This is a genomic window from Staphylococcus massiliensis CCUG 55927 (assembly GCF_000298075.1).
GTDB classification, from domain to species: domain Bacteria; phylum Bacillota; class Bacilli; order Staphylococcales; family Staphylococcaceae; genus Staphylococcus; species Staphylococcus massiliensis.
The window spans coordinates 571,369-595,672 of sequence record NZ_JH815593.1 but is presented as its reverse complement, the minus strand read 5'-3'; the positions used below and the strand labels follow the sequence as shown (position 1 = coordinate 595,672).

Annotated in this window: 26 protein-coding genes; 24 read left to right on the top strand and 2 right to left on the bottom strand. The window is 36.5% G+C overall.

Features of this window, described 5'->3' with window-relative positions:
- Nucleotides 1–257 precede the first annotated feature (257 nt).
- The 15 genes from A33S_RS0103250 (at nucleotide 258) to hfq (ending at nucleotide 12,827) form a co-directional block, all read left to right on the top strand.
- On the top strand, nucleotides 258–1,067 hold the full coding sequence (locus tag A33S_RS0103250) for an ATP phosphoribosyltransferase regulatory subunit (protein WP_017176555.1): 810 nt from the start codon (nucleotides 258–260) through the stop codon (nucleotides 1,065–1,067).
- Nucleotides 1,068–1,082: 15 nt separating this feature from the next.
- Nucleotides 1,083–1,697, top strand: coding sequence for an ATP phosphoribosyltransferase (gene hisG, locus A33S_RS0103245; RefSeq protein ID WP_017176554.1), 615 nt, complete (start codon nucleotides 1,083–1,085; stop codon nucleotides 1,695–1,697).
- Nucleotides 1,687–2,952, top strand: coding sequence for a histidinol dehydrogenase (hisD, locus tag A33S_RS0103240; protein ID WP_009381803.1), 1,266 nt, complete (start codon nucleotides 1,687–1,689; stop codon nucleotides 2,950–2,952). The genes hisG and hisD overlap by 11 nt, the downstream gene beginning before the upstream one ends.
- The gene (locus tag A33S_RS0103235) at nucleotides 2,936–3,925 is read left to right on the top strand and encodes a pyridoxal phosphate-dependent aminotransferase (protein ID WP_009381805.1); all 990 of its coding nucleotides are present in this window, start codon (nucleotides 2,936–2,938) and stop codon (nucleotides 3,923–3,925) included. Before hisD ends, A33S_RS0103235 begins: the two co-directional genes overlap by 17 nt.
- Nucleotides 3,915–4,502: an imidazoleglycerol-phosphate dehydratase HisB gene (gene hisB / locus A33S_RS0103230; RefSeq protein ID WP_009381807.1), complete on the top strand. Its 588-nt coding sequence runs from the start codon at nucleotides 3,915–3,917 to the stop codon at nucleotides 4,500–4,502. Before A33S_RS0103235 ends, hisB begins: the two co-directional genes overlap by 11 nt.
- Nucleotides 4,499–5,095: an imidazole glycerol phosphate synthase subunit HisH gene (gene hisH / locus A33S_RS0103225; RefSeq protein ID WP_017176553.1), complete on the top strand. Its 597-nt coding sequence runs from the start codon at nucleotides 4,499–4,501 to the stop codon at nucleotides 5,093–5,095. The genes hisB and hisH overlap by 4 nt, the downstream gene beginning before the upstream one ends.
- Complete coding sequence (hisA, locus tag A33S_RS0103220) at nucleotides 5,070–5,774, top strand: 1-(5-phosphoribosyl)-5-((5-phosphoribosylamino)methylideneamino)imidazole-4-carboxamide isomerase (RefSeq protein ID WP_009381809.1); 705 nt, start codon at nucleotides 5,070–5,072, stop codon at nucleotides 5,772–5,774. The genes hisH and hisA overlap by 26 nt, the downstream gene beginning before the upstream one ends.
- Complete coding sequence (hisF, locus tag A33S_RS0103215) at nucleotides 5,771–6,535, top strand: imidazole glycerol phosphate synthase subunit HisF (RefSeq protein WP_009381811.1); 765 nt, start codon at nucleotides 5,771–5,773, stop codon at nucleotides 6,533–6,535. The genes hisA and hisF overlap by 4 nt, the downstream gene beginning before the upstream one ends.
- A complete protein-coding gene (gene hisIE, locus A33S_RS0103210) occupies nucleotides 6,526–7,155 on the top strand; it encodes a bifunctional phosphoribosyl-AMP cyclohydrolase/phosphoribosyl-ATP diphosphatase HisIE (protein WP_009381812.1) in 630 nt (209 codons plus the stop codon). Before hisF ends, hisIE begins: the two co-directional genes overlap by 10 nt.
- Before the next feature lie 165 nt (nucleotides 7,156–7,320).
- Entirely contained in the window at nucleotides 7,321–8,325 is a 1,005-nt protein-coding gene (locus A33S_RS0103205; protein ID WP_009381813.1) for a tripartite tricarboxylate transporter substrate binding protein, read from the top strand.
- A gap of 14 nt (nucleotides 8,326–8,339) precedes the next feature.
- Complete coding sequence (locus A33S_RS0103200; protein WP_009381815.1) at nucleotides 8,340–8,783, top strand: tripartite tricarboxylate transporter TctB family protein; 444 nt, start codon at nucleotides 8,340–8,342, stop codon at nucleotides 8,781–8,783.
- A 42-nt stretch (nucleotides 8,784–8,825) separates the two neighbouring features.
- Nucleotides 8,826–10,289, top strand: coding sequence for a tripartite tricarboxylate transporter permease (locus A33S_RS0103195; RefSeq protein WP_009381817.1), 1,464 nt, complete (start codon nucleotides 8,826–8,828; stop codon nucleotides 10,287–10,289).
- A gap of 432 nt (nucleotides 10,290–10,721) precedes the next feature.
- Nucleotides 10,722–11,660: an alpha/beta fold hydrolase gene (locus A33S_RS0103190; protein ID WP_009381819.1), complete on the top strand. Its 939-nt coding sequence runs from the start codon at nucleotides 10,722–10,724 to the stop codon at nucleotides 11,658–11,660.
- 7 nt (nucleotides 11,661–11,667) lie between these two features.
- Nucleotides 11,668–12,621 carry a tRNA (adenosine(37)-N6)-dimethylallyltransferase MiaA gene (gene miaA, locus A33S_RS0103185; protein ID WP_009381821.1) on the top strand — a complete coding sequence of 318 codons (954 nt, stop codon included), beginning with the start codon at nucleotides 11,668–11,670 and terminating at the stop codon, nucleotides 12,619–12,621.
- Nucleotides 12,622–12,623: 2 nt separating this feature from the next.
- A complete protein-coding gene (hfq, locus tag A33S_RS0103180) occupies nucleotides 12,624–12,827 on the top strand; it encodes an RNA chaperone Hfq (RefSeq protein WP_009381823.1) in 204 nt (67 codons plus the stop codon).
- A 773-nt stretch (nucleotides 12,828–13,600) separates the two neighbouring features.
- Here the strand turns inward: hfq and A33S_RS0103175 are convergent.
- The gene (locus A33S_RS0103175; protein ID WP_009381824.1) at nucleotides 13,601–14,074 is read right to left on the bottom strand and encodes a glutathione peroxidase; all 474 of its coding nucleotides are present in this window, start codon (nucleotides 14,072–14,074) and stop codon (nucleotides 13,601–13,603) included.
- 108 nt (nucleotides 14,075–14,182) lie between these two features.
- On the opposite strand from A33S_RS0103175, the gene hflX reads away from it, so the two are divergent.
- The 6 genes from hflX to A33S_RS0103130 all read left to right on the top strand — a co-directional run bounded on the left by hflX (nucleotide 14,183) and on the right by A33S_RS0103130 (nucleotide 21,300).
- A complete protein-coding gene (hflX, locus tag A33S_RS0103170; RefSeq protein WP_017176552.1) occupies nucleotides 14,183–15,418 on the top strand; it encodes a GTPase HflX in 1,236 nt (411 codons plus the stop codon).
- Nucleotides 15,419–15,433: 15 nt separating this feature from the next.
- Nucleotides 15,434–16,675, top strand: coding sequence for a methionine gamma-lyase family protein (locus A33S_RS0103165; protein WP_017176551.1), 1,242 nt, complete (start codon nucleotides 15,434–15,436; stop codon nucleotides 16,673–16,675).
- A 435-nt stretch (nucleotides 16,676–17,110) separates the two neighbouring features.
- A complete protein-coding gene (locus A33S_RS0103160) occupies nucleotides 17,111–17,479 on the top strand; it encodes a MerR family transcriptional regulator (RefSeq protein WP_009381829.1) in 369 nt (122 codons plus the stop codon).
- A 23-nt stretch (nucleotides 17,480–17,502) separates the two neighbouring features.
- The gene (gene glnA / locus A33S_RS0103155; RefSeq protein ID WP_009381831.1) at nucleotides 17,503–18,843 is read left to right on the top strand and encodes a type I glutamate--ammonia ligase; all 1,341 of its coding nucleotides are present in this window, start codon (nucleotides 17,503–17,505) and stop codon (nucleotides 18,841–18,843) included.
- Nucleotides 18,844–19,295: 452 nt separating this feature from the next.
- Complete coding sequence (locus A33S_RS0103150; RefSeq protein WP_009381833.1) at nucleotides 19,296–19,502, top strand: hypothetical protein; 207 nt, start codon at nucleotides 19,296–19,298, stop codon at nucleotides 19,500–19,502.
- 1,111 nt (nucleotides 19,503–20,613) lie between these two features.
- On the top strand, nucleotides 20,614–21,300 hold the full coding sequence (locus tag A33S_RS0103130; RefSeq protein ID WP_009384343.1) for a hypothetical protein: 687 nt from the start codon (nucleotides 20,614–20,616) through the stop codon (nucleotides 21,298–21,300).
- 45 nt (nucleotides 21,301–21,345) lie between these two features.
- Here the strand turns inward: A33S_RS0103130 and A33S_RS0103125 are convergent, their stop codons facing one another.
- Nucleotides 21,346–21,939, bottom strand: coding sequence for a TetR/AcrR family transcriptional regulator (locus A33S_RS0103125; RefSeq protein WP_009384346.1), 594 nt, complete (start codon nucleotides 21,937–21,939; stop codon nucleotides 21,346–21,348).
- Nucleotides 21,940–22,092: 153 nt separating this feature from the next.
- Between A33S_RS0103125 and A33S_RS12480 the strand changes: the two genes are divergently transcribed.
- The 3 genes from A33S_RS12480 to A33S_RS0103110 all read left to right on the top strand — a co-directional run bounded on the left by A33S_RS12480 (nucleotide 22,093) and on the right by A33S_RS0103110 (nucleotide 23,768).
- Nucleotides 22,093–22,425: a YhgE/Pip domain-containing protein gene (locus A33S_RS12480; RefSeq protein WP_009384348.1), complete on the top strand. Its 333-nt coding sequence runs from the start codon at nucleotides 22,093–22,095 to the stop codon at nucleotides 22,423–22,425.
- Entirely contained in the window at nucleotides 22,422–23,375 is a 954-nt protein-coding gene (locus A33S_RS0103115; RefSeq protein WP_026048952.1) for a phage infection protein, read from the top strand. The genes A33S_RS12480 and A33S_RS0103115 overlap by 4 nt, the downstream gene beginning before the upstream one ends.
- 171 nt (nucleotides 23,376–23,546) lie before the next feature.
- Entirely contained in the window at nucleotides 23,547–23,768 is a 222-nt protein-coding gene (locus tag A33S_RS0103110; RefSeq protein WP_017176547.1) for a hypothetical protein, read from the top strand.
- Nucleotides 23,769–24,304: the final 536 nt, after the last annotated feature.

Sequence of the window (24,304 nt, the reverse complement as noted above, 5' to 3'; positions counted from 1 at the left end):
TTTTAACTAAGCTGATGGCGGCTTAGTTCATCAGTGTTAAATTTCGAAATAATGTCTTTTTTTCAGAATATTTGTTGTAGTTTCATTTTAGATGTGCTAATATGTGTTTTATCAATAACATTACTTTAATTCATTAGCGAGATAAAGAGATAGAAATTCGCTTTTTGAAGTAAAGTTTTATTTTAGCTAAATGCTTTAGTTCGCTAACAAGATAAAGCGACATTTCTTTAAACTAAATGATAAAGGAGCTTAACGACATGTCTGAGATGATTACTTTAAAGCAGAATGAAATACGTTTTCTTGAAAGATTTCAACAAGAAGGCTTTAAGTTAGTGGATATGAATTTAATTGAAACACTTGAATGGACACGATTGTCACATGATGATCTTAAGCAAATGGATGAACGTAGCTTATGGCAAGATCGTAATCAGGTTTATGCTTTACGTAATGATTTTACAGATCAATGTATGCGTTATTACGCACGCTACACGCGCGAAGCCACTAAAATTGCGTATTCGGGACCGATTGTACGTCATCATCAAGTTGAAACACAGCTTGGCATTGAGCGTTATGACCCGAATGAGCAAGATATCTTCCATTGTCTCGAAACTTTTCTATCATATATTCATCATGACCTTTCAGATTATGTATCACACATCATCATCGGGCATTACAAACTATTTGGGCTTTTGCTGGATGAGAAGGATCAAAATAATGTCATCTATCAACTTATAGAACAACGCAATATATCTGAGTTGAAGGCGAAACTCGGTATAGCACACCCAGTCGTCCAGTTATTGTTGAAGCCAACCACGTCACAACTCGATTATTTAGCGACGTTATTTGATCCAGATCATGAAATCATTCAATCTCTTAAGGAATTTGAAACTTGTTTCAAAGCGCAAGGCATAGAGGATGTGCATCTAGACATTACACCGATGGCACCACGTAGCTATTATACAGGCGTCTTCATGCATTGCCATTTGGAAAAGGCCCAGGACCGTCAACTTTCAGGTGGATATTATAAGGGCGCTTTAGAAGGTTTTGGTTTAGGTCTAACTTTATAAAAAGGAGTCGTTAAGATGTTAACCATAGCATTACCTAAAGGAAGATTATTAAAAGATTTCATAAAATATTTAGATGGTCGAGGAGCTCAAGAGTGGGTTACGACACTTGAAGCCCGTGATCGTCAACTCATGTTAACGATTAGTCAGTACGATATTTTGCTCGTTAAAGGTTCTGATGTAGCGACTTATGTAGAAAAAGGCGTAGCTGATATCGGCATAATAGGTAGCGATATTTTAGAGGAAACAGTGCCGAACGTGAATTACTTAATTGACTTACCATTTGGTCATTGTCACTTTGCGGTTGCCGCTAAACCTGAAACTGAAACCTTTAATCGTATTGCGACATCATATGACGCGACAACGAAACGTTTCTTTGAAGGGTTAGGTCAGGATGTTGAAATCATTCATCTTAATGGCTCTGTTGAATTGGCGTGCAAGGTTGATATGGTAGATGCCATTGTCGATATCGTTCAAACAGGTTCGACACTACGTTCGAATGGCCTCATTGAAAAGCAACATATCAAAGACATCCAAGCTAAGCTTATAACAAATAAAGCTGCTTACTTTAGAAAAGCAAGTGCCATCGACGACTTTATACAATTTTTAGGAATGACCATTCATGATATATAACCGAGCAACCTTTCAAAAACTACAAACCAATCAACCTACATTTAATGAAGATATACATGAAATCGTAAAAGCGATTTGTGACAATGTAAAGATTCATGGTGACACTGCGCTTAAACAATACAATGCATCCTTTGACAAGGTTGAACTCGAGGAACTTGAATTGCCTAAAGATGAAATGGAAAGTGCTTTTAATCAGCTTGATTCAGAGTTGAAGTCTGCTTTAATCGAAAGCCACAAACGTATTCAAACGTTTCAAGAATCCATTAAAATCGCGTCAACCAAAGGTACTTCTGAGTGCTATGAGATGTATCATCCACTAGATCGGATTGGAATCTATGTACCTGGTGGTAAAGCAAGTTATCCATCGACCGTATTAATGACTGCTACGCTAGCTCAAGTCGCAGGTGTTAAAGAAATCATCGTCGTGACACCGCCTAAAAAGGAAGGCATTAATCAAGCCGTGTGTGCAGCTTGTTATATTGCAGGCGTTGATCGCATCTTTCAAGTAGGCGGAGCACAAAGTATCTCTGCTTTAAGATACGGTACGGAATCTATACCACCTGTTGATAAAATTGTAGGGCCAGGTAATCAATTTGTTGCTTATGCGAAAAAATATTTATTCGGTGAAGTTGGAATTGATATGATAGCTGGACCAAGCGAAATCGCTATCGTTGTAGATGAAACGGCGGACATAGAAGCGGTCGTATTTGATGTATTCGCACAAGCTGAACATGATGAAATGGCGCGAACTTTCGTGGTATCTGAAAGCTTAGCCGTCTTAGAAGCTATTCAGAAACGCATTCAACAAACGCTTCCTAACGTTCAACGGCGTGACATTATTGCCGAAAGTCTTAAGCACCATCACTACCTAATTCATAGTGCGTCATTTGAAGAGACATGTCAGATCATGAATGACATTGCGCCTGAACATGCATCTATACAAACGGCTCATCCTAAGCATTACCTAAATTACATCTATAAAGTTGGTGCCCTGTTCTTAGGTCACTATGCCCCTGAAGCTATCGGTGATTACGTTGCTGGACCTAGCCATGTGTTACCGACGAATGGTAATGCACGTTTTGCGAACGGCTTATCCGTAAATGACTTTTTCACGCGTCATTCTGTCATTCATTTATCAAAAGACACGTTCGACGAGACAACTCGAAGTGCTGAGATTATTGCACAAGAAGAAGCACTTTTCAATCATGCACAGTCATTAAAAGTACGAGGTGAGCGTTATGATACGCATTCATAAAAATGAAAGTCCGATTCCACCGCTTAGTTCAGAGGTTGTCGGCGACATTATTTCGAACATTTCAGTTCAACAATACCCAGGACGTGAGTACGATGAATTTAAAGCGGCGTACGCAAACTTTTATAACATTAAGGTGTCGCAAATCATTTGTGGTAATGGGTCTGACGAGTTGATTCAAAAACTTATGATACTCATGCCTGAAGGACCTATATTAACTTTGAATCCTGACTTCTTCATGTATCGCGCGTATGCGAAACAACTACAACGCGATATTCACTTTGTTGAAGCCGATGATCGATTGGTCTTTTCAAAGGAGAGAATCTTAAATGCTATCAAAACGTTACGTCCAAGTTGCTTTATATTGAGTAGTCCGCATAATCCGACTGGCTATCAATTTAAAGATGCCTTTCTATTAGATTTAGCCGTTGAAATGAAAGCGATAGGTGGCTATTTGGTGGTTGACGAAGCTTATATGGATTATGGCGAGCCTGCGAACTTACCATTTCAAGACCATATCATTCAATTACGAACGTTATCTAAGGCGTATTCACTAGCGGGGTTAAGAATTGGAGTCGCTATAAGTACGGATGCGACGATTGATGTGTTAAAGCGTATCGAACATCCGTATCCCTTAAACACATTTGCGCTTAAAATCGCGACGTATATGTTCGAACACGTAGACGCTACAACGCGCTATATCGAACATCAACGCGCACTTGCTGATCGATTAAAATCAATCTTTAGCAAAGTCGCGCATTTAATGACCGTTTACCCAAGCGCTACGAACTTTGTACTTACTAAAGGAGAACGTGCTCGTGCGCTAGGCGCATTTATTCATCAAAATGGCTTTTTGCCGAGGTTTTATGAGGAAACAGGCATGACGGATTGTGTGCGTTATTCAATTACGACACAGACGCACTTAAATCAACTTGAACAACTTGTTGAAACATGGAGGGATACACATGATATTTGAGAAAACAAGACAAACGCGTGAAACGAACCTCGAAATCAAGATTGCATTTAAAGAATCTGAGCCCCAAACGTTCATTCAAACTGGTGTTGGGTTTCTAGACCACATGCTTGAGTTATTTGCGTTTCATAGTCAAATCGATTTATACATTAAAGCTGAGGGAGATACGTTTGTTGACGATCATCATACCACGGAAGATATAGGCATCGTGCTTGGACAATTGTTGTTAGAACTCACAAAGTCCCTTCAAAGTTTCAATCGCTATGGTGTGAGTTATTTACCGATGGATGAGACTCTAGCGCGAACAGTTGTAGATATTAGCGGACGACCTTATCTCGTTTTCCAAGCGCCTCTTTCTAAAGAGAAGGTAGGAACATTTGATACGGAACTCGTCGAAGAATTCTTTAGAGCACTTGTGATCAACGCACGACTAACCGTTCATATGGATTTAATACGTGGCGGTAACACGCATCATGAAATTGAAGCTCTATTTAAATCTTTCGGGCGTGCTTTAAACGAAGCGTTAAGTGAATCGAGCGCGTATCAAGGCGTACCTTCATCTAAGGGTGTGATTGAATGATTGCGATTATAGACTACGGGGTTGGTAATATTCAGAACGTCGAACGCGCGATAAGGCATCTTGGTTACAAAACGATGCTTACACATCAAGAAGCAGAAATTCTTGAGGCTGACTGTATCGTGTTACCGGGTGTCGGGCATTTTAAGGCGGCGATGACAGCTTTAGAAGCATGCAATCTCGTTTCCATTTTAAAAGGCATTCAGTCAAAGCCTATTATTGGTATTTGTTTAGGCATGCAATTGCTGTATGAATTCAGTGAGGAAGGATATGTAGACGGTTTAGGATTAATACCAGGTCAAGTTAAGCATATTCAAACGTTACTTCCTGTACCACATTTAGGGTGGAACGAACTTCATAGCGACCATCCAAATTTAAAAGGTGACGTTTACTTTATTCATAGTTACCAGGCCGAAATGAACGCATATACCGTTGCGTATGCTGACTACGAGACTGAAATTCCAGCCGTCGTGCAACATCGTAATGCGATAGGTATTCAATTTCACCCCGAAAAAAGTGGCGAAGTAGGGTTGAATATCTTAGAAACAGCTTTAAAGGGAGGATTTGTAGATGATCGAAATTTGGCCAGCCATTGATTTAATTGAATCTGAAAGCGTTCGACTCACTGAGGGTGACTACGCGACTAAAGAAGCGATGACGAAGACTGCTGAGGAAAGTATTGCGTTTTATAATCAGTTCGCGTGCGTAAAACGTATTCATATCGTCGACTTAATTGGTGCGAAAACTTCCCAACCCGTTGAAAGGTCCTTTATAACAACACTCGTGCAACAAGCACAAAAGCCTGTTGAAGTTGGAGGCGGCATCAGAGAAATTGAAACGGTTCAAGCTTATTTCGAAGCCGGGGTGTCCTACTGTATTGTAGGTACTAAAGCTATCGAAGACTTTGAGTGGTTACAGGCTTTGACCGAAAGATATCCGAATCGAATTTATCTTGGTCTCGATGCCTACGACGACGAAATTAAAGTAAACGGGTGGCTTGAAAGTAGCCGCTACCAGTTATCGACGTTTATTGATAAGGTAGATGCACTTAAACTGGGCGGCATTATTTATACCGACATTTCTAAAGATGGTCGCATGCAAGGACCTAACGTGGCGCGTGTTAAAGACTTAGTTGAACAATCCGCACATCCTATCATCGCGTCAGGTGGCGTGCGTCATCAATCTGATTTAAAAGCCCTTGAAAAAGTAGGTGCGAAAGCAGCAATAGTTGGTAAAGCTGCTCACCAAGCATCCTTTTGGGAGGGATTAACATGATAAAAAAACGCGTCATTGCTTGTTTAGATGTTAAAGATGGTCGTGTTGTCAAAGGAGTTCAATTTAAGGGATTAAGAGATATCGGTGATCCTGTTGAATATGCGATGTACTACAATGAAGCGGGTATAGACGAGCTCGTATATTTAGATATTTCAAAGACCGAATCAGGTCATCAATTGATGTTAGATGTCATAAGTGAAGCTGCATCGAAGTTATTCATACCAATGACAGTAGGAGGCGGTATTCAGTCATTAGAAGATATTTCGAAGCTTTTAAAACATGGCGCGGATAAAGTATCGCTTAATTCGGCTGCTTTAAGAAATCCTTCTTTAATCAAAGAAGCAAGCGAGCGATTTGGTAAGCAGTGCATTTGTGTTGCTATTGATAGCGGCTATGTCGATGAATTAGATGATTATTATTGCTTTACGCACGGTGGTAAGAAACAAACATCGAAACGCGTTTACGACTGGGTTGAAGAAGTTGAGGCTTTAGGAGCTGGCGAATTATTAGTCACAAGTATGGCTTATGATGGGATGAAACAAGGCTTTGATATTGATCATTTAAATGAAATTCAAAGACGCGTTAATATTCCTATTATTGCTTCTGGAGGCGGAGGTAATGCGGGACACTTTGTGACGTTATTTCAGGAGTCTCAAGTTTCAGCTGGCTTAGCAGCAAGTATTTTACATGATAAGGAAGTATCAGTTTCAACGATTAAATCAGAAATGGCTAAAGGAGGTATCCCGGTAAGATGGCATTAGAACCAGACTTTTCAAAGGGGTTATTACCTGCAATTTTACAAGATGAAACGACGAAGCAAGTACTCATGCTTGGATATATGAACGAAGCGGCTTTCCTGAAGACAGTTGAAGACGGTGTTGTTTGGTTTTACTCTCGTTCTAAGTCACGTCTTTGGAAGAAAGGTGAAACGTCAGGTCATATACAAGTAGTTACAGATATGACACTAGATTGTGATCAAGATGCATTGTTAGTATTTGTGCGACCTGAAGGTCCAACGTGTCACACAGGTTCAACAAGTTGCTTCAATACTGAGGTGACATTCGCCGTACAACACTTAGCTCAAACGATTGAACAGTCGTTAGAGGAAAATCGGGAATCTTCCTATACCAATTATTTGATTAAAGAGGGCATTGAAAAGATTACGAAAAAATTCGGCGAAGAAGCATTTGAAGTTGTGATTGCTTCAATGAAAAATGATCGCTCGGAAATTATTGATGAGACTGCTGATTTAATGTATCACTTATTTGTGTTGTTGAAAGAACGCGGGATACCTTTTGATGAAGTTGAAGCGGTACTTGAACGACGTCACCATAAGAAAAGTAACTTTAAAGGTGAACGTAAGGACATTCGAAATTGGTAATGATTCTAAAACGCTTGAGGTAAATGAACGGTACCTTGAGCGTTATTTTTTATTACGTCGTTTTTCTATAATAAATATATTTAGAAAGCGTAAAAGTGATTACATATTTCAAAATATTCTGATAATATAAACGTATAAAACTAAACAGAGGTGGAGGGGATACATATGAGAAAGTATATCGCTTTCTTAAGTGTCATAATACTTGCTTTAGGGTTAGTCGGTTGCAATCAGAAAGAAACTGAATCAGAATCCGATGAAAAGCCTAAAGCTTCTAATGGTGCTTTTCCTAATAAGACACTCGAAATCATTGCGCCAGCATCACCAGGTGGAGGTTGGGATACTACAGCGCGAGCGATTCAAAAGATTATGAAGGAAGAAAACTTAGCTGACCAAAATATCACTGTAGTGAATAAACCTGGCGGCGGTGGCGAAGTTGGATGGCAATATTTGTCGACTAAAGACGCTCACCACATTGCAATAAATTCGAGCTTAATTCTGTCGAATAAGGAATTAGGAATAAGTGAATTATCGAATGAATCATTTACGCCGCTAGCGATTCTTGCAACGGAGTGGATCAGTCTTTCAGCTTCAAATCAATCAAAGTTAACATCAGGTAAAGAAGCGATGGAGAAATTAAAGAAAGATCCTAAATCGCTAACAATTGGTGTGGCGCCTGGTTTAGGCAATAACGACCACTTGGCATTTGTTCAAGCCGCGAAAACGTACGGTGTTGATGTCGAGAAGTTAAACATACTTGTATATAAAAGCGGTGGCGACCTTCAAACTGCCTTAATTGGAGGTCATGTTGATATCGCATCAACTGCCATTTCCGAAGTGAAAGAACAACATCAAACGGAGAAATTACGTGTACTTGCGACGACATCTGATAAACGTATTAAAGGATTAGAAGATGTGCCAACTTGGAAGGAACAAGGGGTCAATATGGTCTTTCCGCATTGGCGTGGCGTTATGGGACCTAAAGATATGACTGATGAAGAGCGTGCCTATTGGGATAAAACGTTATCTAAAGTCGTTAAAACTAAGAGTTGGCAAACGTTACGTGAGAACAAAAACTGGGATGATTTTTACAAGGACAGCAAAGAATCTGAGAAGTTCCTTAAAGAACAACGTAAGAAATATAAACGCTTAGTAGATGAAGCAGGATTTTAAAGGGGGATGTGACTATGGTTCGTTATGTGACACCGATCATCTTAATTTTGGTTGGTATGATTTATCTCATATTTTCATTAAATTTACCGAAAGCTCGAATTGGAGATGCGAATGGTCCATTGTATTTCCCAATTATAGTAGGGTCGATTCTATGTATCATGAGCGTGGTTTATTTGTTTCAAGAATTTAGGAAACGTCATGAGCGCTTCGACTTTTTTAAGCCATTTTTAAATCAGAGAACTTTGAAGTTGTTAGTAGGCTCGATTGTAACAATCGTGGTCTATGCGTTGATCTTTGAACGCGTGGGATTTCTTATTTCTACGATTCTATTTTTAGGCATCATAATGTTTTTAGTGAATGGTCATAAAAAGTGGCTACTCAATATTGTTGTTTCAATTATATTCTCAACTGTTTTATGGTACACATTTTCAGTATTACTCGGCGTGAGTTTGCCGTAGGGAGAAAGGGGGATTACTATAGGATTTGATTTAAATAGTTTTATGGAAGGTTTACAAACTGCGCTACATCCAATGAATATACTTTGGGTTATCATAGGTGGATTTCTTGGAACAGTAGTGGGTATGTTGCCTGGTTTAGGACCTGCTACAGCGGTAGCGGTATTAATTCCGATTACATTCGGTATGGAGCCAGTTAGTGCGCTTATCTTAATGGTTTCAATATACTACGGCGCTATGTATGGTGGCTCAAGAAGTTCGATTTTATTAAATACACCGGGGGATGGTTCGGCGATAGCTGCAACCTTTGATGGTTATCCGATGACGAAAAATGGACAAGCAGGTAAAGCGTTGACGATTTCTGCAGTCGCATCACTTGTAGGTGGCTTAATGGCTGTGATTGGCTTTATCTTTTTAGCTCAACCACTATCCGATTTAGCCTTAAAGTTTGGACCTCGTGAATACTTTATCTTGTTCTTATTCACGTTGTCGACGATCGTGTCACTATCCCTTGGAAAGATGGTTAAAGGTTTGATTGCAACGTGTATCGGTTTGATGATTAGTACAGTTGGTGTATATTTACAAACAAGCGTCCATCGCTTCACTTTTGATATTACACACCTTAGCGAAGGTATCGACTTCTTAGTCGTGATTATCGGTGTATATGCCGTCGCAGAAGTGTTTTACAACTATGTACATTTAGACGCATTGAATCCACCAAACACTGACCTAGGTACAATGAAGCTGAGTAAAGAAGATATTAAACGAACACGTTTTACAATGTTGCGCCAAAGTCCTATAGGCTTTTTAATCGGTGTGTTACCAGGTGCAGGTGGATCAATTGCATCGATTTTAAGTTACTCCACTGAAAAGCAAATTTCCAAAAACAAGGATCAATTTGGTAAAGGTGCCATTGAAGGGGTAGCTGCGCCAGAAGCTTCCAATAACGCGGCGTCTGTAGGTGCTTTGATTCCGCTTTTAACAATGGGGATTCCTGGTTCAGGTACTACTGCTGTCATTCTAGGAGCTGTCGTGATGTTAGGTTTACAACCTGGTCCGCTTCTTTTTGAAAATGAACCCGAAACCATCTGGACACTTATTAACAGTATGTTTATTGGAAACATCTTTTTAGTGATTTTAAATATCGCATTGATTGGTTTATTACTCAAAATTCTGCGTACACCGCCGAAAGTGCTATATCCAATTATCTTGATCTTAGCTTTCGTAGGAACGTATACGCTCGGTTATAGCGTTACTGACTTCTATATTTTACTTATCTTTGGAGTAATTGGTTTAGTCTTGAAAATTTTAGATTTTCCAGTTGCGCCATTGATTTTAGCTGCAATTGTAGGGTCTGATATGGAACAAAACTTTAGAAAAAGCTTAATAACGAGTAATAATAATATTTTCGACATCTTCTTCGGATCACCAATCGCAATCATCTTGACGTTAATGACCGTGTTTGCGCTTTGTTATCCATTACTTATTAAAAAAGTCAAAAAAGCATAAAATAAAAGCTGTGGATGATTGCCACAGCTTTTTTAACGTTATTATTTAATTTAAAAATGGAAATTGTTACATTTGTTGCTGAAGCAAAGTAAGATTAATCATAATAAGTGGAACAATAACGTGTGGGCTCAGAGAAAAGGGACTTAACATCATGTTTCAAGAGGGCAGGCGTGCACCTCCTCAATTAAGCTAAAACAGAGAGAAAAGCCAGGTCTTGCATTGTCTACACTTTAAGTATAGTCGATTCAAAAGAATTGTACAAGTTAATTTAAAATGATATTTAAGACCTTGAAATATCCATTAAATACTTTATAATATTTTTTATGAAAAATAGTTAACGTTCTCTTCTAGATTTGATTAATTTTAAATAGACGGGTTATATTATTGTTAAGCCAAATTTTAAAATTATCGTATTAAGTGAGGAGAATACAAATGCGCCAGCATGACTATTTTAAAATAACTGTTCAAGATAATACGACGTTAGAAGTTAAAGTTGATAAATGTGAAATGGATCCCGTTGGAGTCGTACATATCATACATGGTATGGCTGAGCACATGGATCGTTATGACGCAATTGCACATGAACTTAACTTACAAGGTTATTACGTGATTCGTCATAATCAACGTGGTCATGGTAAAGACATCGATGAAAAGACACGCGGGTATTACGATTCTTTAGAAGGTCTTGTAGATGATGCTTTAGAAATTTATGAAACGATTCTTCCTGACTTTCCTGAAGGTTTACCATATATTGTAATCGGTCATTCAATGGGTTCTATTGTAGCGCGTATGTATGCCATTAAATATCCAGACGTTTTAAACGGCTTAATTTTAAGTGGAACTGGTAACTTTCCTAAATGGAAGGGGTACCCTGCAATGTTCGGTTTAAAATTATGTGCCATATTTACTGGTAAAAGACGCAAGTTAGACATTATCAACAAACAGTTGTATCAATCATTGAACAAGCGTTTTCAGCCAGTTAAATCAGTCAATGACTGGTTAACAAGTGTGCGCGCAGATGTGGAAAAATTTGACCAAGACCAATATGCTGGTTTTAAAGTATCCAACCAACTGCTTTATGAAACTGTTAAAAGTATGATGAAGTCAGCACGAATTAAAAACATTCAAAAAATGAATCCTGATTTACCTGTGTTAATGATCTCAGGTAAAGACGATCCGTTTGGTGATTATGGAATAGGTGTACGTAATCTTGGACGTCTTTTCAAGAAAGGAAACATTCAACATATAACTGTACAATTATATCGTAAGAAGCGTCATGAAATTCTTTTCGAAAAGGACAATGACGTTGTACTTAAACATATGTTTGAATGGATTGATAAGCAAATTGTTAGAAAATTTCAAAGTGAGTGATGCATGAATGGTAGATAAAGAGAAAAAGCCATTTTTAATTGTCATCGTTGGTCCAACAGGTGTTGGGAAAACTGAATTTAGTATTGAATTAGCAAAACGCGTAGATGGTGAAATTATTAGTGGGGACTCTATGCAAATCTATAAAGGGATGGACATAGGTACTGCTAAAGTGACAAAAGAGGAAATGAAAGGCATTCCTCATCACATGATAGACATCATGGAGCCTGATGCGTCATTTTCAGTCTATGACTTTAAAGTTCGTGTTCAAGCATTAATTGAGGATATTTCAAGTCGTGGCAAAACGCCGATTATCGCGGGAGGGACTGGCCTATACATTCAGTCCGTCCTTTATGATTATCCTTTTGATGAAGAAGTCGTGAGCGATGAACATATGGCAAAAGTAAATGAGAAAATGGATGAATTAAGTAAGCTTGATAATGAGGCACTTCATCATTATTTAGGTGAATTTGACCCTGTATCTAAAGAGAATATTCACCCTAATAACCGTGTACGCGTTGAACGCGCGATTAAGTATTACTTAAAAACGAAAAAAATTTTAAGTAATCGAAAGAAAACAGTACAATTAACTGAAAATTATGATACATTATTATTAGGGATAGAAATGTCGCGCGAAACATTATATGATAGAATAAATAAACGTGTTGATATTATGTTGTCTCATGGTTTAATGAATGAAGTCCAAGAACTCATAGAACAAGGTTATGAATCATGTCAGAGTATGCAAGCAATTGGTTACAAAGAACTTGTGCCTGTAGTGAATGATGAACTCGATTTCGATAGCGCTGTAAGTAAGTTGAAGCAACATTCCAGAAATTATGCCAAACGTCAAATGACTTGGTTTAAAAATAAGCTAAATGTTCATTGGTTAGATAAAGAAAATATGACGCTTTCATTGATGTTAGATGAGGTTACTGCCCAAATTAAAAAAAGGAGAAATTGAACATGATCGCAAATCAAAACATTCAAGACGAAATTTTAGAAAAGTTTAAAAATGAGGAAAGTGAACTCACAGTATTCCTTTTAAATGGTTTCCAAATGAAAGGTACAGTGGCAGGCTTTGACCAAGAAGTTGTAAACTTACTCTCACAAGGTAAAAACCATTTAATCTATAAACATGCGATTAGTACATTCGTTGAAGAAGCTTAATTCAACCTTTTTCAGCTGAATTAAATATCAATTGTGCGAAATTGTGCGAACTATAAAAATTTGGGTATAAAATCCTGAGACATTTAAGTGTCTTGGGATTTTTGTTTTGTTTGAGGGGCTGGAGTGATAGTGGGCGTATGGGTCTAATGCCGAGTTATTATGAGAATTTGAAACAGGGATATGGTGGGGCGCCCGTTGTTACAAAGATTTATGAAACAATGTAATAAGGGCGCCATGTTACAAAGACTGTTTGAAACAATGTAATAAGGGCGCCATGTTACAAAGACTGTTGTAAACAATGTAATAAGGGCGCCATGTTACAAAGACTGAGGTAAACAATGTAATAAGGGAGCCATGTTACAAAGACTGAGGTAAACAATGTAACAAGGAAGCCATGTTACAAAGACTGAAATAAACAATGTAACATGTGCTGGATACCGTTATGCGAAAGAAAATAAAAACAATCGCACAAGGGGTTCGTTAAGCGAAAGAAAATAAAAACAATCGCATAACGAAGCCGTTATGCGAAAGAAAATAAAAACAATCGCACAAGGGGTTCGTTATGCGAAAGAAAATAAAAACAATCGCACAACGGAGCCGTTATGCGAAAGAAAATAAAAACAATCGCACAACGGAGCCGTTATGCGAAAGAAATTCAAAACAATCGCATAACGCCGCCGTATCACGCCATCAGCCTTTACTCCGCCTTTTAACTAAATAAAAAAGTCAAGGCGCTACTACAAAGCCTTGACTCACAACTCAAATATATAGAATTATAAATACTTTTCAATGTAATCCTTAATTTGACTAGGTTTCTTCTGAGGGGCAAAGCGTTTCACGACATTGCCGTCTCGGTCAATTAAGAATTTCGTAAAGTTCCATTTAATTTTATCATTTAAAAAGCCATTTTGTTCAGAAGTTAAGAATTTAAAAAGTGGATGCTGGTGCTCGCCTTTTACATCGACCTTTTCATGCATAGGGAAAGAAACACCATAGTTTAATTTACAATTTTGCATGGCTTCTGCACCAGATCCTGGTTCTTGTCCACCGAATTGATTGCATGGAAAACCTAATACAACAAAGCCTTTTGATTTATATGTATCATATAACTCTTCAAGGCCGTCAAATTGGGGTGTGAATCCACATTCGCTCGCTGTATTAACAATTAAAAGTACATTATCTTTATATTTTTCTAATGAATAATCATTTCCTTTAGCGTCTTTTACTTCAATATCGTATAGACTCATTTTTAAACCACCTCTTAACAATAATTTAACACATTAAGGCGTGTTCGTCTTTATTCATGCACTATGTTAAAATATGGGGGATATATTTATAGAAATGTGGTGAATAATTTGTCACAACTAAAACCGTTAGAAACGAAACAACATAAGGAAACGGCTTGTCTAATCGGTGTAGATAGTGAGGAGGATCAGACATTTGACTTTGAATCAACGATGGCTGAGTTAAATGCGCTATCTCATACATGTCAATTAGACGTACGTGGTCAGATTACGCAGAATCGACACCAATTTGATCACAAATATTATGTAGGAAAAGGCAAATTACAAGAATTAAATGAATTCGTAACAATGAACGACATTGATGTCGTTGTAGTCAATGATGAACTCACAACAGCGCAATCGAAACACCTCAATGACACACTCAATGTTAAGATCATCGACCGAACGCAGCTCATCTTAGAAATCTTTGCGCTCCGTGCGAAAAGTAAAGAAGGTAAACTTCAAGTTGAATATGCTCAACTCGATTATCTACTGCCACGCCTACAAGGTCATGGTAAATCCTTATCTCGTCTAGGTGGCGGTATCGGTACTCGAGGTCCAGGTGAAACAAAGCTTGAAATGGACCGTCGTCACATCCGTACGCGTATGAATGAAATCAAACATCAACTTCAAACAGTCGTGAACCATCGTGAACGTTACCGTAACAAACGTATCCAAAACGAGGTATTCCACGTCGCATTAGTTGGCTACACAAACGCCGGCAAATCCTCTTGGTTTAATACACTTGCAGACGAAACGACTTACGAGAAAGATTTACTCTTTGCGACACTCGACCCTAAAACAAGACGTATTCAAATTAATAATGGCTTTAACCTAATTATCTCCGACACAGTAGGATTCATCCAGAAGCTGCCGACAACATTAATCGCAGCCTTCAAATCTACACTTGAAGAAGCTAAGGGTGCGAACCTACTCCTTCACGTCGTTGATGCGAGTCATGACAATTACAAGACGCAGTATGATACCGTCAACCGCTTAATCAAAGACTTAGACATGGATACGATTCCCCAAGCAGTCATTTTCAATAAGAAAGATTTGTGTACAGGGGAAGCTCCGATATCAGAGCATCCTAACGTTTTCGTCTCATCAAAAGACCAGTCAGACATACATCACGTTAAAGATTTAGTATTCGATTGCATCAAAGACACACTCGATTACTATGAAGAAACGCTTTCAAGCTCAGAAGCGTCTCGACTTTACTTTTTAAAACAGAACACGCTCGTCACAAATTTAGAATTTAACGAAGCGGACGAAACGTATACCATCCAAGGCTACAAAAACAAATAGAAAGAAGTATGTTATATGAAAGATATGAACCAGTTAGTAGAAACAGTTGAATCAGAATTAGCGCCATATTTTAAAGAAGTAGATGCGATTTCTTTATACAATCAAGAAAAGGTGCTCGATGCCTTTCACGCGGTTAAAGTCTCTGAAAGTGACTTATTGGGCACGACGGGTTACGGTTACGACGACTTCGGGCGTGATCATTTAGAAGAAATTTATGCACGCACATTTAAAGCAGAAGATGCACTCGTACGACCTCAAATTATTTCAGGAACGCACGCCATTACCATCGCGCTTCAAAGCATACTTCAAGCAGGCGATGAATTATTGTATATCACAGGGACACCTTATGACACATTGCAAGAAGTGATTGGTATCAATGGTAACGGTGTAATGAGCCTTAAAGAGTACGGCGTCAGTTACCAAGACGTACCGCTTAAAGATGGCGCATTCGATACAGAGCAAATCTTAGATAGCATTCATGACAAGACGAAAGTCGTTGCGATACAACGTTCGAAAGGGTATGATCAACGCCCATCTGTAGATATTGATGCGATTGAAGCGATTATTCAAACCATTAAGTCGAAGCATCCTAACGTTATCGTGTTCGTCGATAACTGTTACGGTGAATTCGTAGAGCGCACAGAACCTATCGAGTGCGGTGCAGATATTATTGCGGGATCGCTTATTAAGAATCCAGGTGGCGGCTTAGCTAAGATAGGCGGCTACATCGCAGGTCGACAAGACTTAATTGAACGCTGCGGCTACCGTTTAACAGCGCCAGGCATTGGTAAAGAAGCAGGTGCGTCATTATACTCACTTCATGAGATGTATCAAGGTTTCTTCATGGCGCCGCACGTCGTTGCACAAAGTTTGAAAGGTGCACTGTTTACAAGTCTCCTCCTTGAAAAGGTCAATATGACAACATCACCTAAATACAACGCGAAACGCACTGACCTTATTCAAACCGTGACTTTTGATACGAAAGAACAAATGATTCAATTCTGCCAAAGCATCCAACACGCATCTCCAGTTAACGCACACTTTAGTCCTGAACCAAGCTACATGCCAGGTTATGAAGACGATGTGATTATGGCAGCTGGAACCTTCGTTCAAGGGTCTTCCATCGAGTTATCGGCAGATGGCCCAATACGTCCACCATACGAAGCGTACGTGCAAGGCGGTTTAACGTATGAGCACGTCAAGATTGCAGTCATGCGTGCCGTTAAGAAACTTCAAGATCAAGGTCTAATATCATAATGGATGCAGCGTTAGGGTAGTTGAGCTATCTTAACGCTTTTTTCTTCTTGAAAAGCCCTATGGTATAATTCTCTCCTTTCTATAAAACCTTTGGTATTAACTTTCTCTATTTTAAAAGCCCTAGGGTATTAACTCTCTTCATTTTAAAAGCCCTAGGGTATTAACTCTCTTCATTTTAAAAGCCCTAAACTATTAACTTTTCCATTTGAAGAAGTCTTAGGTTGTTAACTTTTTCATTTCGAAAGGCCTTTTAAATTAAAAAGAAAACTAATTTGAAAATGAATTTATTGTTTAGTAGTGTTTATTTTGCTTTTACAAGGGAAATTTTAAAATAACATCAACAATCTTTACTCATGTCAGAAAACCTTACATATTTTTGATATATGTATTTTTTTGTGCTAAATTTAGTACAAGTTCAACAAGGAGGAGATAGGTATGATGACGAATGATACGGTTCGGCGTAATATGCCTGTCTTTCCGATGAGTGTCGTGAGTAAATTGACAGAACTTTCAGCAAGACAAATCAGATACTACGAAACACATGAACTGATTAAACCTAAACGTACAGAGGGTAATAAACGCCTCTTCTCGATGAACGATTTGGAATTGCTTTTAAAGATAAAGTCTTTAATTGAAAAAGGGTTTAACTTAAAAGGAATTAAACAAATCCTTAATGATGATTATGGCGATTTATCACAAGATGAACAACGTATAAGAAACCAGATGATTGTTGATGCGACTCAAAAACCTAAAAGAGAGTCACTGCCGATTAATCGTGGCGATTTATCACGTTTTATCAAATAAATGTATAATGGAGGATATGAATTATGCCAAAGCGCACATTCACTAAAGATGACATTAGACGATTTGCAGAAGAAGAAAATGTAAGATACTTAAGATTACAATTTACTGATATCTTAGGTATCATTAAAAATGTTGAGGTACCAGTAAGTCAATTAGAAAAAGTATTAGACAACGAAATGATGTTTGACGGATCTTCAATCGAAGGTTTCGTTCGTATCGAAGAATCAGATATGTACTTATATCCAGACTTAGATACTTGGGTAATCTTCCCATGGACTGCTGGACAAGGTAAAGTTGCACGTTTAATCTGTGACGTTTATAACACAGACGGCGAACCATTCAAAGGTGACCCACGTAGTAACTTAAAACGTGTTCTTAAAGAAATGGAAGATATGGGCTTCACAGACTTCAACCTAGGGCCTGAACCTGAATTCTTCTTATTCAAATTAGACGAAAAAGGTGAACCAACATTAGAACTTAACGACCACGGTGGTTACTTCGACTTAGCGCCTACAGACTTAGGTGAAAATTGCCGTCGTGATATCGTATTAGAACTTGAAGACATGGGCTTCGATATCGAAGCAAGTCACCACGAGGTTGCACCTGGTCAACACGAAATCGACTTCAAATACGCTGATGCAATCACAGCTTGTGACAACATTCAAACATTCAAATTAGTTGTTAAAACAATTGCACGTCAACATAATCTTCATGCAACATTCATGCCTAAACCTTTATTTGGTGTAAATGGTAGTGGTATGCACTTCAACGTTTCATTATTCAGAGGTAAAGAAAACGCATTCTACGATCCAGAAGGCGAATTACAATTATCTAAAGAAGCTTACCAATTCACAGCTGGTATTCTTAAAAACGCACGTGGTTTCACAGCAGTATGTAACCCAATTGTTAACTCATACAAGCGTTTAGTACCAGGTTACGAAGCACCATGTTACATTGCATGGAGTGGTAAGAACCGTTCACCATTATTACGTGTTCCAACTTCACGTGGTTTATCTACACGTGTTGAAGTTCGTTCAGTTGACCCAGCAGCGAACCCATACATGGCATTAGCAGCTGTATTAGAAGCTGGTTTAGACGGTATTAAGAATAACTTAGAAGTTCCAGAACCAGTTAACCAAAACATTTACGAACTTAACCGACAAGAACGTGAAGCAATCGGTGTAGAAGACTTACCTTCAACTCTTTACACTGCTTTAAAAGCTATGCGTGAAAACGAAGTTGTTAAGAACGCTTTAGGTAGCCACATCTTTAACCAATTCATTAACTCTAAATCAATCGAATGGGACTATTACCGCACGCAAGTTAGTGAATGGGAACGCGAGCAATATTTAAAACAATATTAATCAGTTTTGATATAAGAAAATCCCTTGGGGCGCATGGCCTCAAGGGATTTTTGTTTGTTTTTTATTAATGGTAGTTAAAAGGGAGCAGATAAGAATTTTTAGAATTTATAATAAAGACTGCTCCCTTTTGCTCCCTTAAGGGTTATAAATTTTATTAAAGTATATTTGATACTTGTTTTTTTACGTTGTTTTATCATGGGCAACTATTATGCTTAAAGAGTTAATAATTGTATAAAATGGGCAACTTTTGGGCAACTAAGTCTTAAAAAACTTCTTTGATATAGCGGTCAAAATCCTCTTTAGCATTATCCTACATTTTTATTGTTTTATATTACCTTGTCATGATTCTAAATATAGGTCATGGCTTTTTTATATTCATATAGCATTCTGCATTCTTTTTATTAAAATTTAGTAGTGTAATATATTTAAGGAATTTTAAAGGGGTGTTGACAATGAGTATTTTAATTAGCCCTGTATCTAACCTTTTATCTCGTACAACTTATAGATTAGATTATAATATTTCTTTAAATCAACATATTGAAAATTCTATAACTAGTTATAATCTTCAAAATCTAGAATTAAAGAAGGTAGTAGAGGAGTTATTACCAAAGGGATCTTGCCAGGAAGTATTTATAGTAAGGGGTGGCAAAATAATATGATTTTGGATGATCATTTAGAAACACTTATACTTATACTATTTTCAATGATAGCATCTGCCATCTCCTTAACAATAGCTCATATAAAATTAAAAAAAGTAAGCTTATTAAAGAAGATTCTAGTAACCTTAATTATATTTATTATAATATACGTATTCTTATTAGTGGTTTTCTTTTATATGCTTAATTAATTTCATTACTCGAGTTAAAATCAATGTTTAGCTAAAACTTAAACAACTTTTACTAGAGTATTTTCTTCATAATAAGTTATGTTTAGATATTAATATTAAGAGGTGATATTTATGAATTTTATAGAAAGAGAATTAAATAAAAACACATGAATTCACATCGAGATGCTACGGATGAGGATTTAGAGAAAGCAAGGTTTTTTGATAATATTTATTTTAAATCAAAAGAGGAGGAACTGGAATGGTTTAAAAAGCATAATGAATCAAAAAACTTGATACTTCAAATTGATGTAGGATTTCTTATATATACACATACACCCTTAGGGGTGTATTTTTTATGCCTAGATATGTGGGAGGCGTTAAAAGCTACAAGTTTCAGGGTGGATAAGACCACCGTAGTAAAAAATGTGAGGTGTTTCTAAATGAAATGAGAATTTTTACGTGGCATGAGTCTAGTCATGAGCATTAATCAGCGTTAAAATTTCGTAGGCTATCCAGGGTAATATCACAAATAGCCTTACTCCTTAAGCATTACAACCTTTTCCCCAATTAGTCCCACATTCACATATATTATTTTTATTATAAATCTTTTATATGATAATATAAAGTTTAAATTCAAGAATCTAATCATTACAATAGGAGGTTTCTTTAGTGGTTATCTTAATGTTCATATTCTTGATTGTTGGAACTATATTACTAGCTGTAGGGTTATGGAAGCACAGCTTCATTCCCATAATACTAGGCGTGCTATTACTCGGAATAGATATTTTTATAGTTATTTGGTTAATGTTTTTAGTGCCCACAGAGAACACTAATGTTTAGATACAAGCGGGACGCAATTGTAAATAATTTTAACTCCTTATTGAAAATCGGTGTAGAATATTTTAAGATAGTGTAAATTATCAAATATTAAAAGAGGTTAAATTATGAAAAAGTTATTAATATTTATGGCTTCAATCGTATTACTTTTATCAGCTTGCGGATCGAAGCTTGAAGATAAGAAAGAAGTAACTTTTGAAGATGTGATTAAAGATAAGCATACACATGTCTTTTATAATTCGTACACGGATTCTGAAATGGATGCACCCGAAACAATTAAGAATATCGTGATTTCGAAACAAGGCAAAATCAAGAACTATCTTTTGAAAAAAGATGTGCCAATGTGTGAATTAACAGGTATTAAGCCTAAAGATATGGAGAAGACCCTTGAAGAAAAAGGATTAATTACTAAGAAAAAAGACTTTGTTAAACCGAGATTTGTGGTTATAGACAATGGTGAAGAGAAACCAGGTCTCGTAACAGTCTTTAGTAGTAAGAAGGCTTTGAAATCTATCAAGAAAGACAAGCCTAGCACTTACAAGAAGTATCTTCAGAATCAAAATCTAAATAAAGTTGCTTTGAACTTTAATGATTCGGTAGAGTCACTTAAATCAGACTATTCGGTCGGTACCTTAACGTTCGATCCATCTAAAGTGAATATTCCTGATGAAAAGCACTTAAGTGGTTTATCAACGACCAAGCTCGCTAAAGAACAGAAATTCTACATTAAGACAGTAGACGAATATGAAATTCAGAATGACACTTATGTATTTAAACGAAAAGATTTAAAATAACTCAAACAAAATGGGACTAAGACGAACTCATCTTAGTCCCATTTTTTATTTTTCAATCTCATTAAAGATTAAAGTTACTGGCCCATTTTTATCAAGTTCATATAAGTACCGCTTAATTTCACTCTTCGGTATCTGTTTACCTTCTTTAATCCACTTATTTAACAAGCCCATTTTAGAAGAAAACACATAACTAATAAAATATGAAACAGGAACGCCTCCGATATGCGTTCGGTTATTGAGTCTTATTTGAAGTATCTCATGTATAATTTTTTCAATCTTAGTTTCGAAATTTGTATTGTTATATGTACTCAGTACTGCTTGATAATAAGCATCATGTTTTTCACTAAAGTCAATGATTGTGTCGATAATAAAGTTAGAGAAGTTCTCAGCTCCCATGTTTTTCAAAGTGGCATTAGGCACACCAACTCTTTCTTTAAGCTCAGACATATATCGGTCTTCAAGACTTTCTAATAAGTCATATTTATCAACATAATGAAGATAAAAGGTACCGCGATTAATATCAGCTAGTTTTGAAATTTGTTGTATTGAAATAGATTCAATCGTATTTGTTCTTAATAATTCTAAGAATGCTTTTTCGATAGCTTGTTTAGATTTACGTTTTCGACGATCTTCAGCCATGTTCTGCCTCCTTTTAATAGACAATTTATATATATGTGTTGATAAACGAACATCCTATATAACATTGCATATTGTTTTCATTATTAATCTTATTATAATAGGCAATGTGATAATTAATCAACACCATGTTCATTAAAAGAAAGGAGTAAGGATATGAATATTTTAAAAAGTAGATTATTATGGTTAGCACCGCTTATCGCATTATTAGTTCTAATGCTTTTAGCAACAGCGTTCTATCCTGGTTATAATCCTAAACCACATAAACTTCCAATAGCGATCGTTAATAATGATAAAGGTATGGATATGCAAGGGAACAAGGTTAATGTAGGTGAGCAATTCGTCAAAAACATTAAAGATAATAAGGAACTAAAAGATAAAGTAACTTGGATTGAAGTCGATGACAAAAAAGAATTAAATGAAGGGTTCAAAGATAAGACTTCTATGCAGCGGTTGTATTTGATAAGGACTTTTCAAAGGATGCAATGAGTAAAGGGGTATCTATTCTACAAGACGCTAAAAAAGAGGAGATGTTAGCAAAGGTTAAAGCTAACGAAATTGACAAGGCACAACTTAAAGAGATGCAATCTAAAGAAGGCGCTGAACCAGTTAAGGTAAAGCAAGGTCAACTTACGACGATTGTGAATGAGGGCGCGAATATGCAGGCTTCTCAAATGACATCTCAAATTCTTGAAAAACTGGGTACGAAATTGAATGATATGATTACGGAACAAACAATCGGTCTATTAAGTAAACAAGATGTACAAGTAAATGCGAAAGATGTTAATGCTTTAACTAATCCTGTTAAAGTCGAGAAGGATAATATTAACAAAGTTTCAAGTCACCAAGCTAATGGTAATTTACCATTCTTAATGTTTACACCTTTATGGCTGACAACGATTATTTCATCTGTACTTTTATTCTTCGCATTTCGTTCAAGTAACCTCATTAAAGTGAGTGACCGTATCAAAGCGATGTTGTTCCAATTCATGATGGCGATTGGCGTCGGCTTAGTAGGCGGATTTGGATACGTATTTTATCTGAAACATATCTTAGATGTAAACATTCCGAACGAAGTTGAGATTTCATTCTATATCGCAACCGCAATTATTGGATTCATTTCACTTATCTTAGGTGTTATGTCATGGCTAGGTATTCGCTCAATACCTATCTTTATGGTCTTACTATTCTTTAGTCTTCAAGTGATTATGTTACCAAAAGAAATGTTACCGCAATTCTACGTTGATTATGTTCTACCATGGAATCCATTTAGATACTACGTAGAAGAACTTAGAAGCTTATTATACATGCATCAAGGCCTAGAATTTAACGGTACCATTGCTATGTTTATTGGATTACTAACATTTGGATTCATTTCAACATTAGTCGCATCAATCGTTCGCAAACACAGCACGAAAAGAACTGAAGTTCCATCATAAGGGTTGCTTATTAGCAGAATAAATAATCATTATTATCTATTTATATATAAAAGTAAATAAAAATGTATTTGATTTCAAGAATAGGGTATATCATAATTATAGTTATATAAGTAGTTTGTTTTTGAACATTATCATTTTTTAAACCTAAATTTAAGAAAGTGAAGGCTTATTATGGACGATTTATATAATATTATTATGAATATTAACGTTGGTATGGTTATCCTACTCGGCATTAATAATTTCACAAACCCAATTCCAGTTTTAAAAACTGTCATCAATATCATTTTATGTCTCGTAATTGTCGTTTTATTTGTTTTATTTATGATTGTTTCTAAAAAGAAAAATAAGCAACATCAAGCAGAAAGGACGCAGCGTACTCATAGAGCGTCTTAGATGCGGTGTATCTCAACACCTCCATTAAACATGATGTTTAGTGGAGGTTTTTTATGTCTCGCTTCATTCACTTTTAAAGCAAAAGTCATCTATCCAATTTAGCCTTTTACTTTTGCTTTTTTAAACACTTTCCTTCTAATCAAAAACACTTATCTAACCAATCGAATCCTTATTTAATAAATGTACGGAAAATATACACGATTTAAAACTTTTGAAACTTAAAATCTTTCTAAAAATTGCCTTAATCACAATCTTATCAATTATCAGTATGTAATTTTATTAAAGTTTATTAATTTTAATACGCTTACATTGAATTAAATGTTAAGATTTTTGTTTTCTTTTGGAAATAAAACCAGATTTTATGATGTAAAAATACTTAATTAAGTACATTTATATAACTTTTACTTTTGTTTGTATCGAAACAAAAATTTTTGGTTTGTTTTATTTTAATAATTGATAAATAAAAATTTTACATACGACTTCTATACTAATGTTAGTAATAATTATTGAGGTGTAGAAATGATAGAAATTAACAA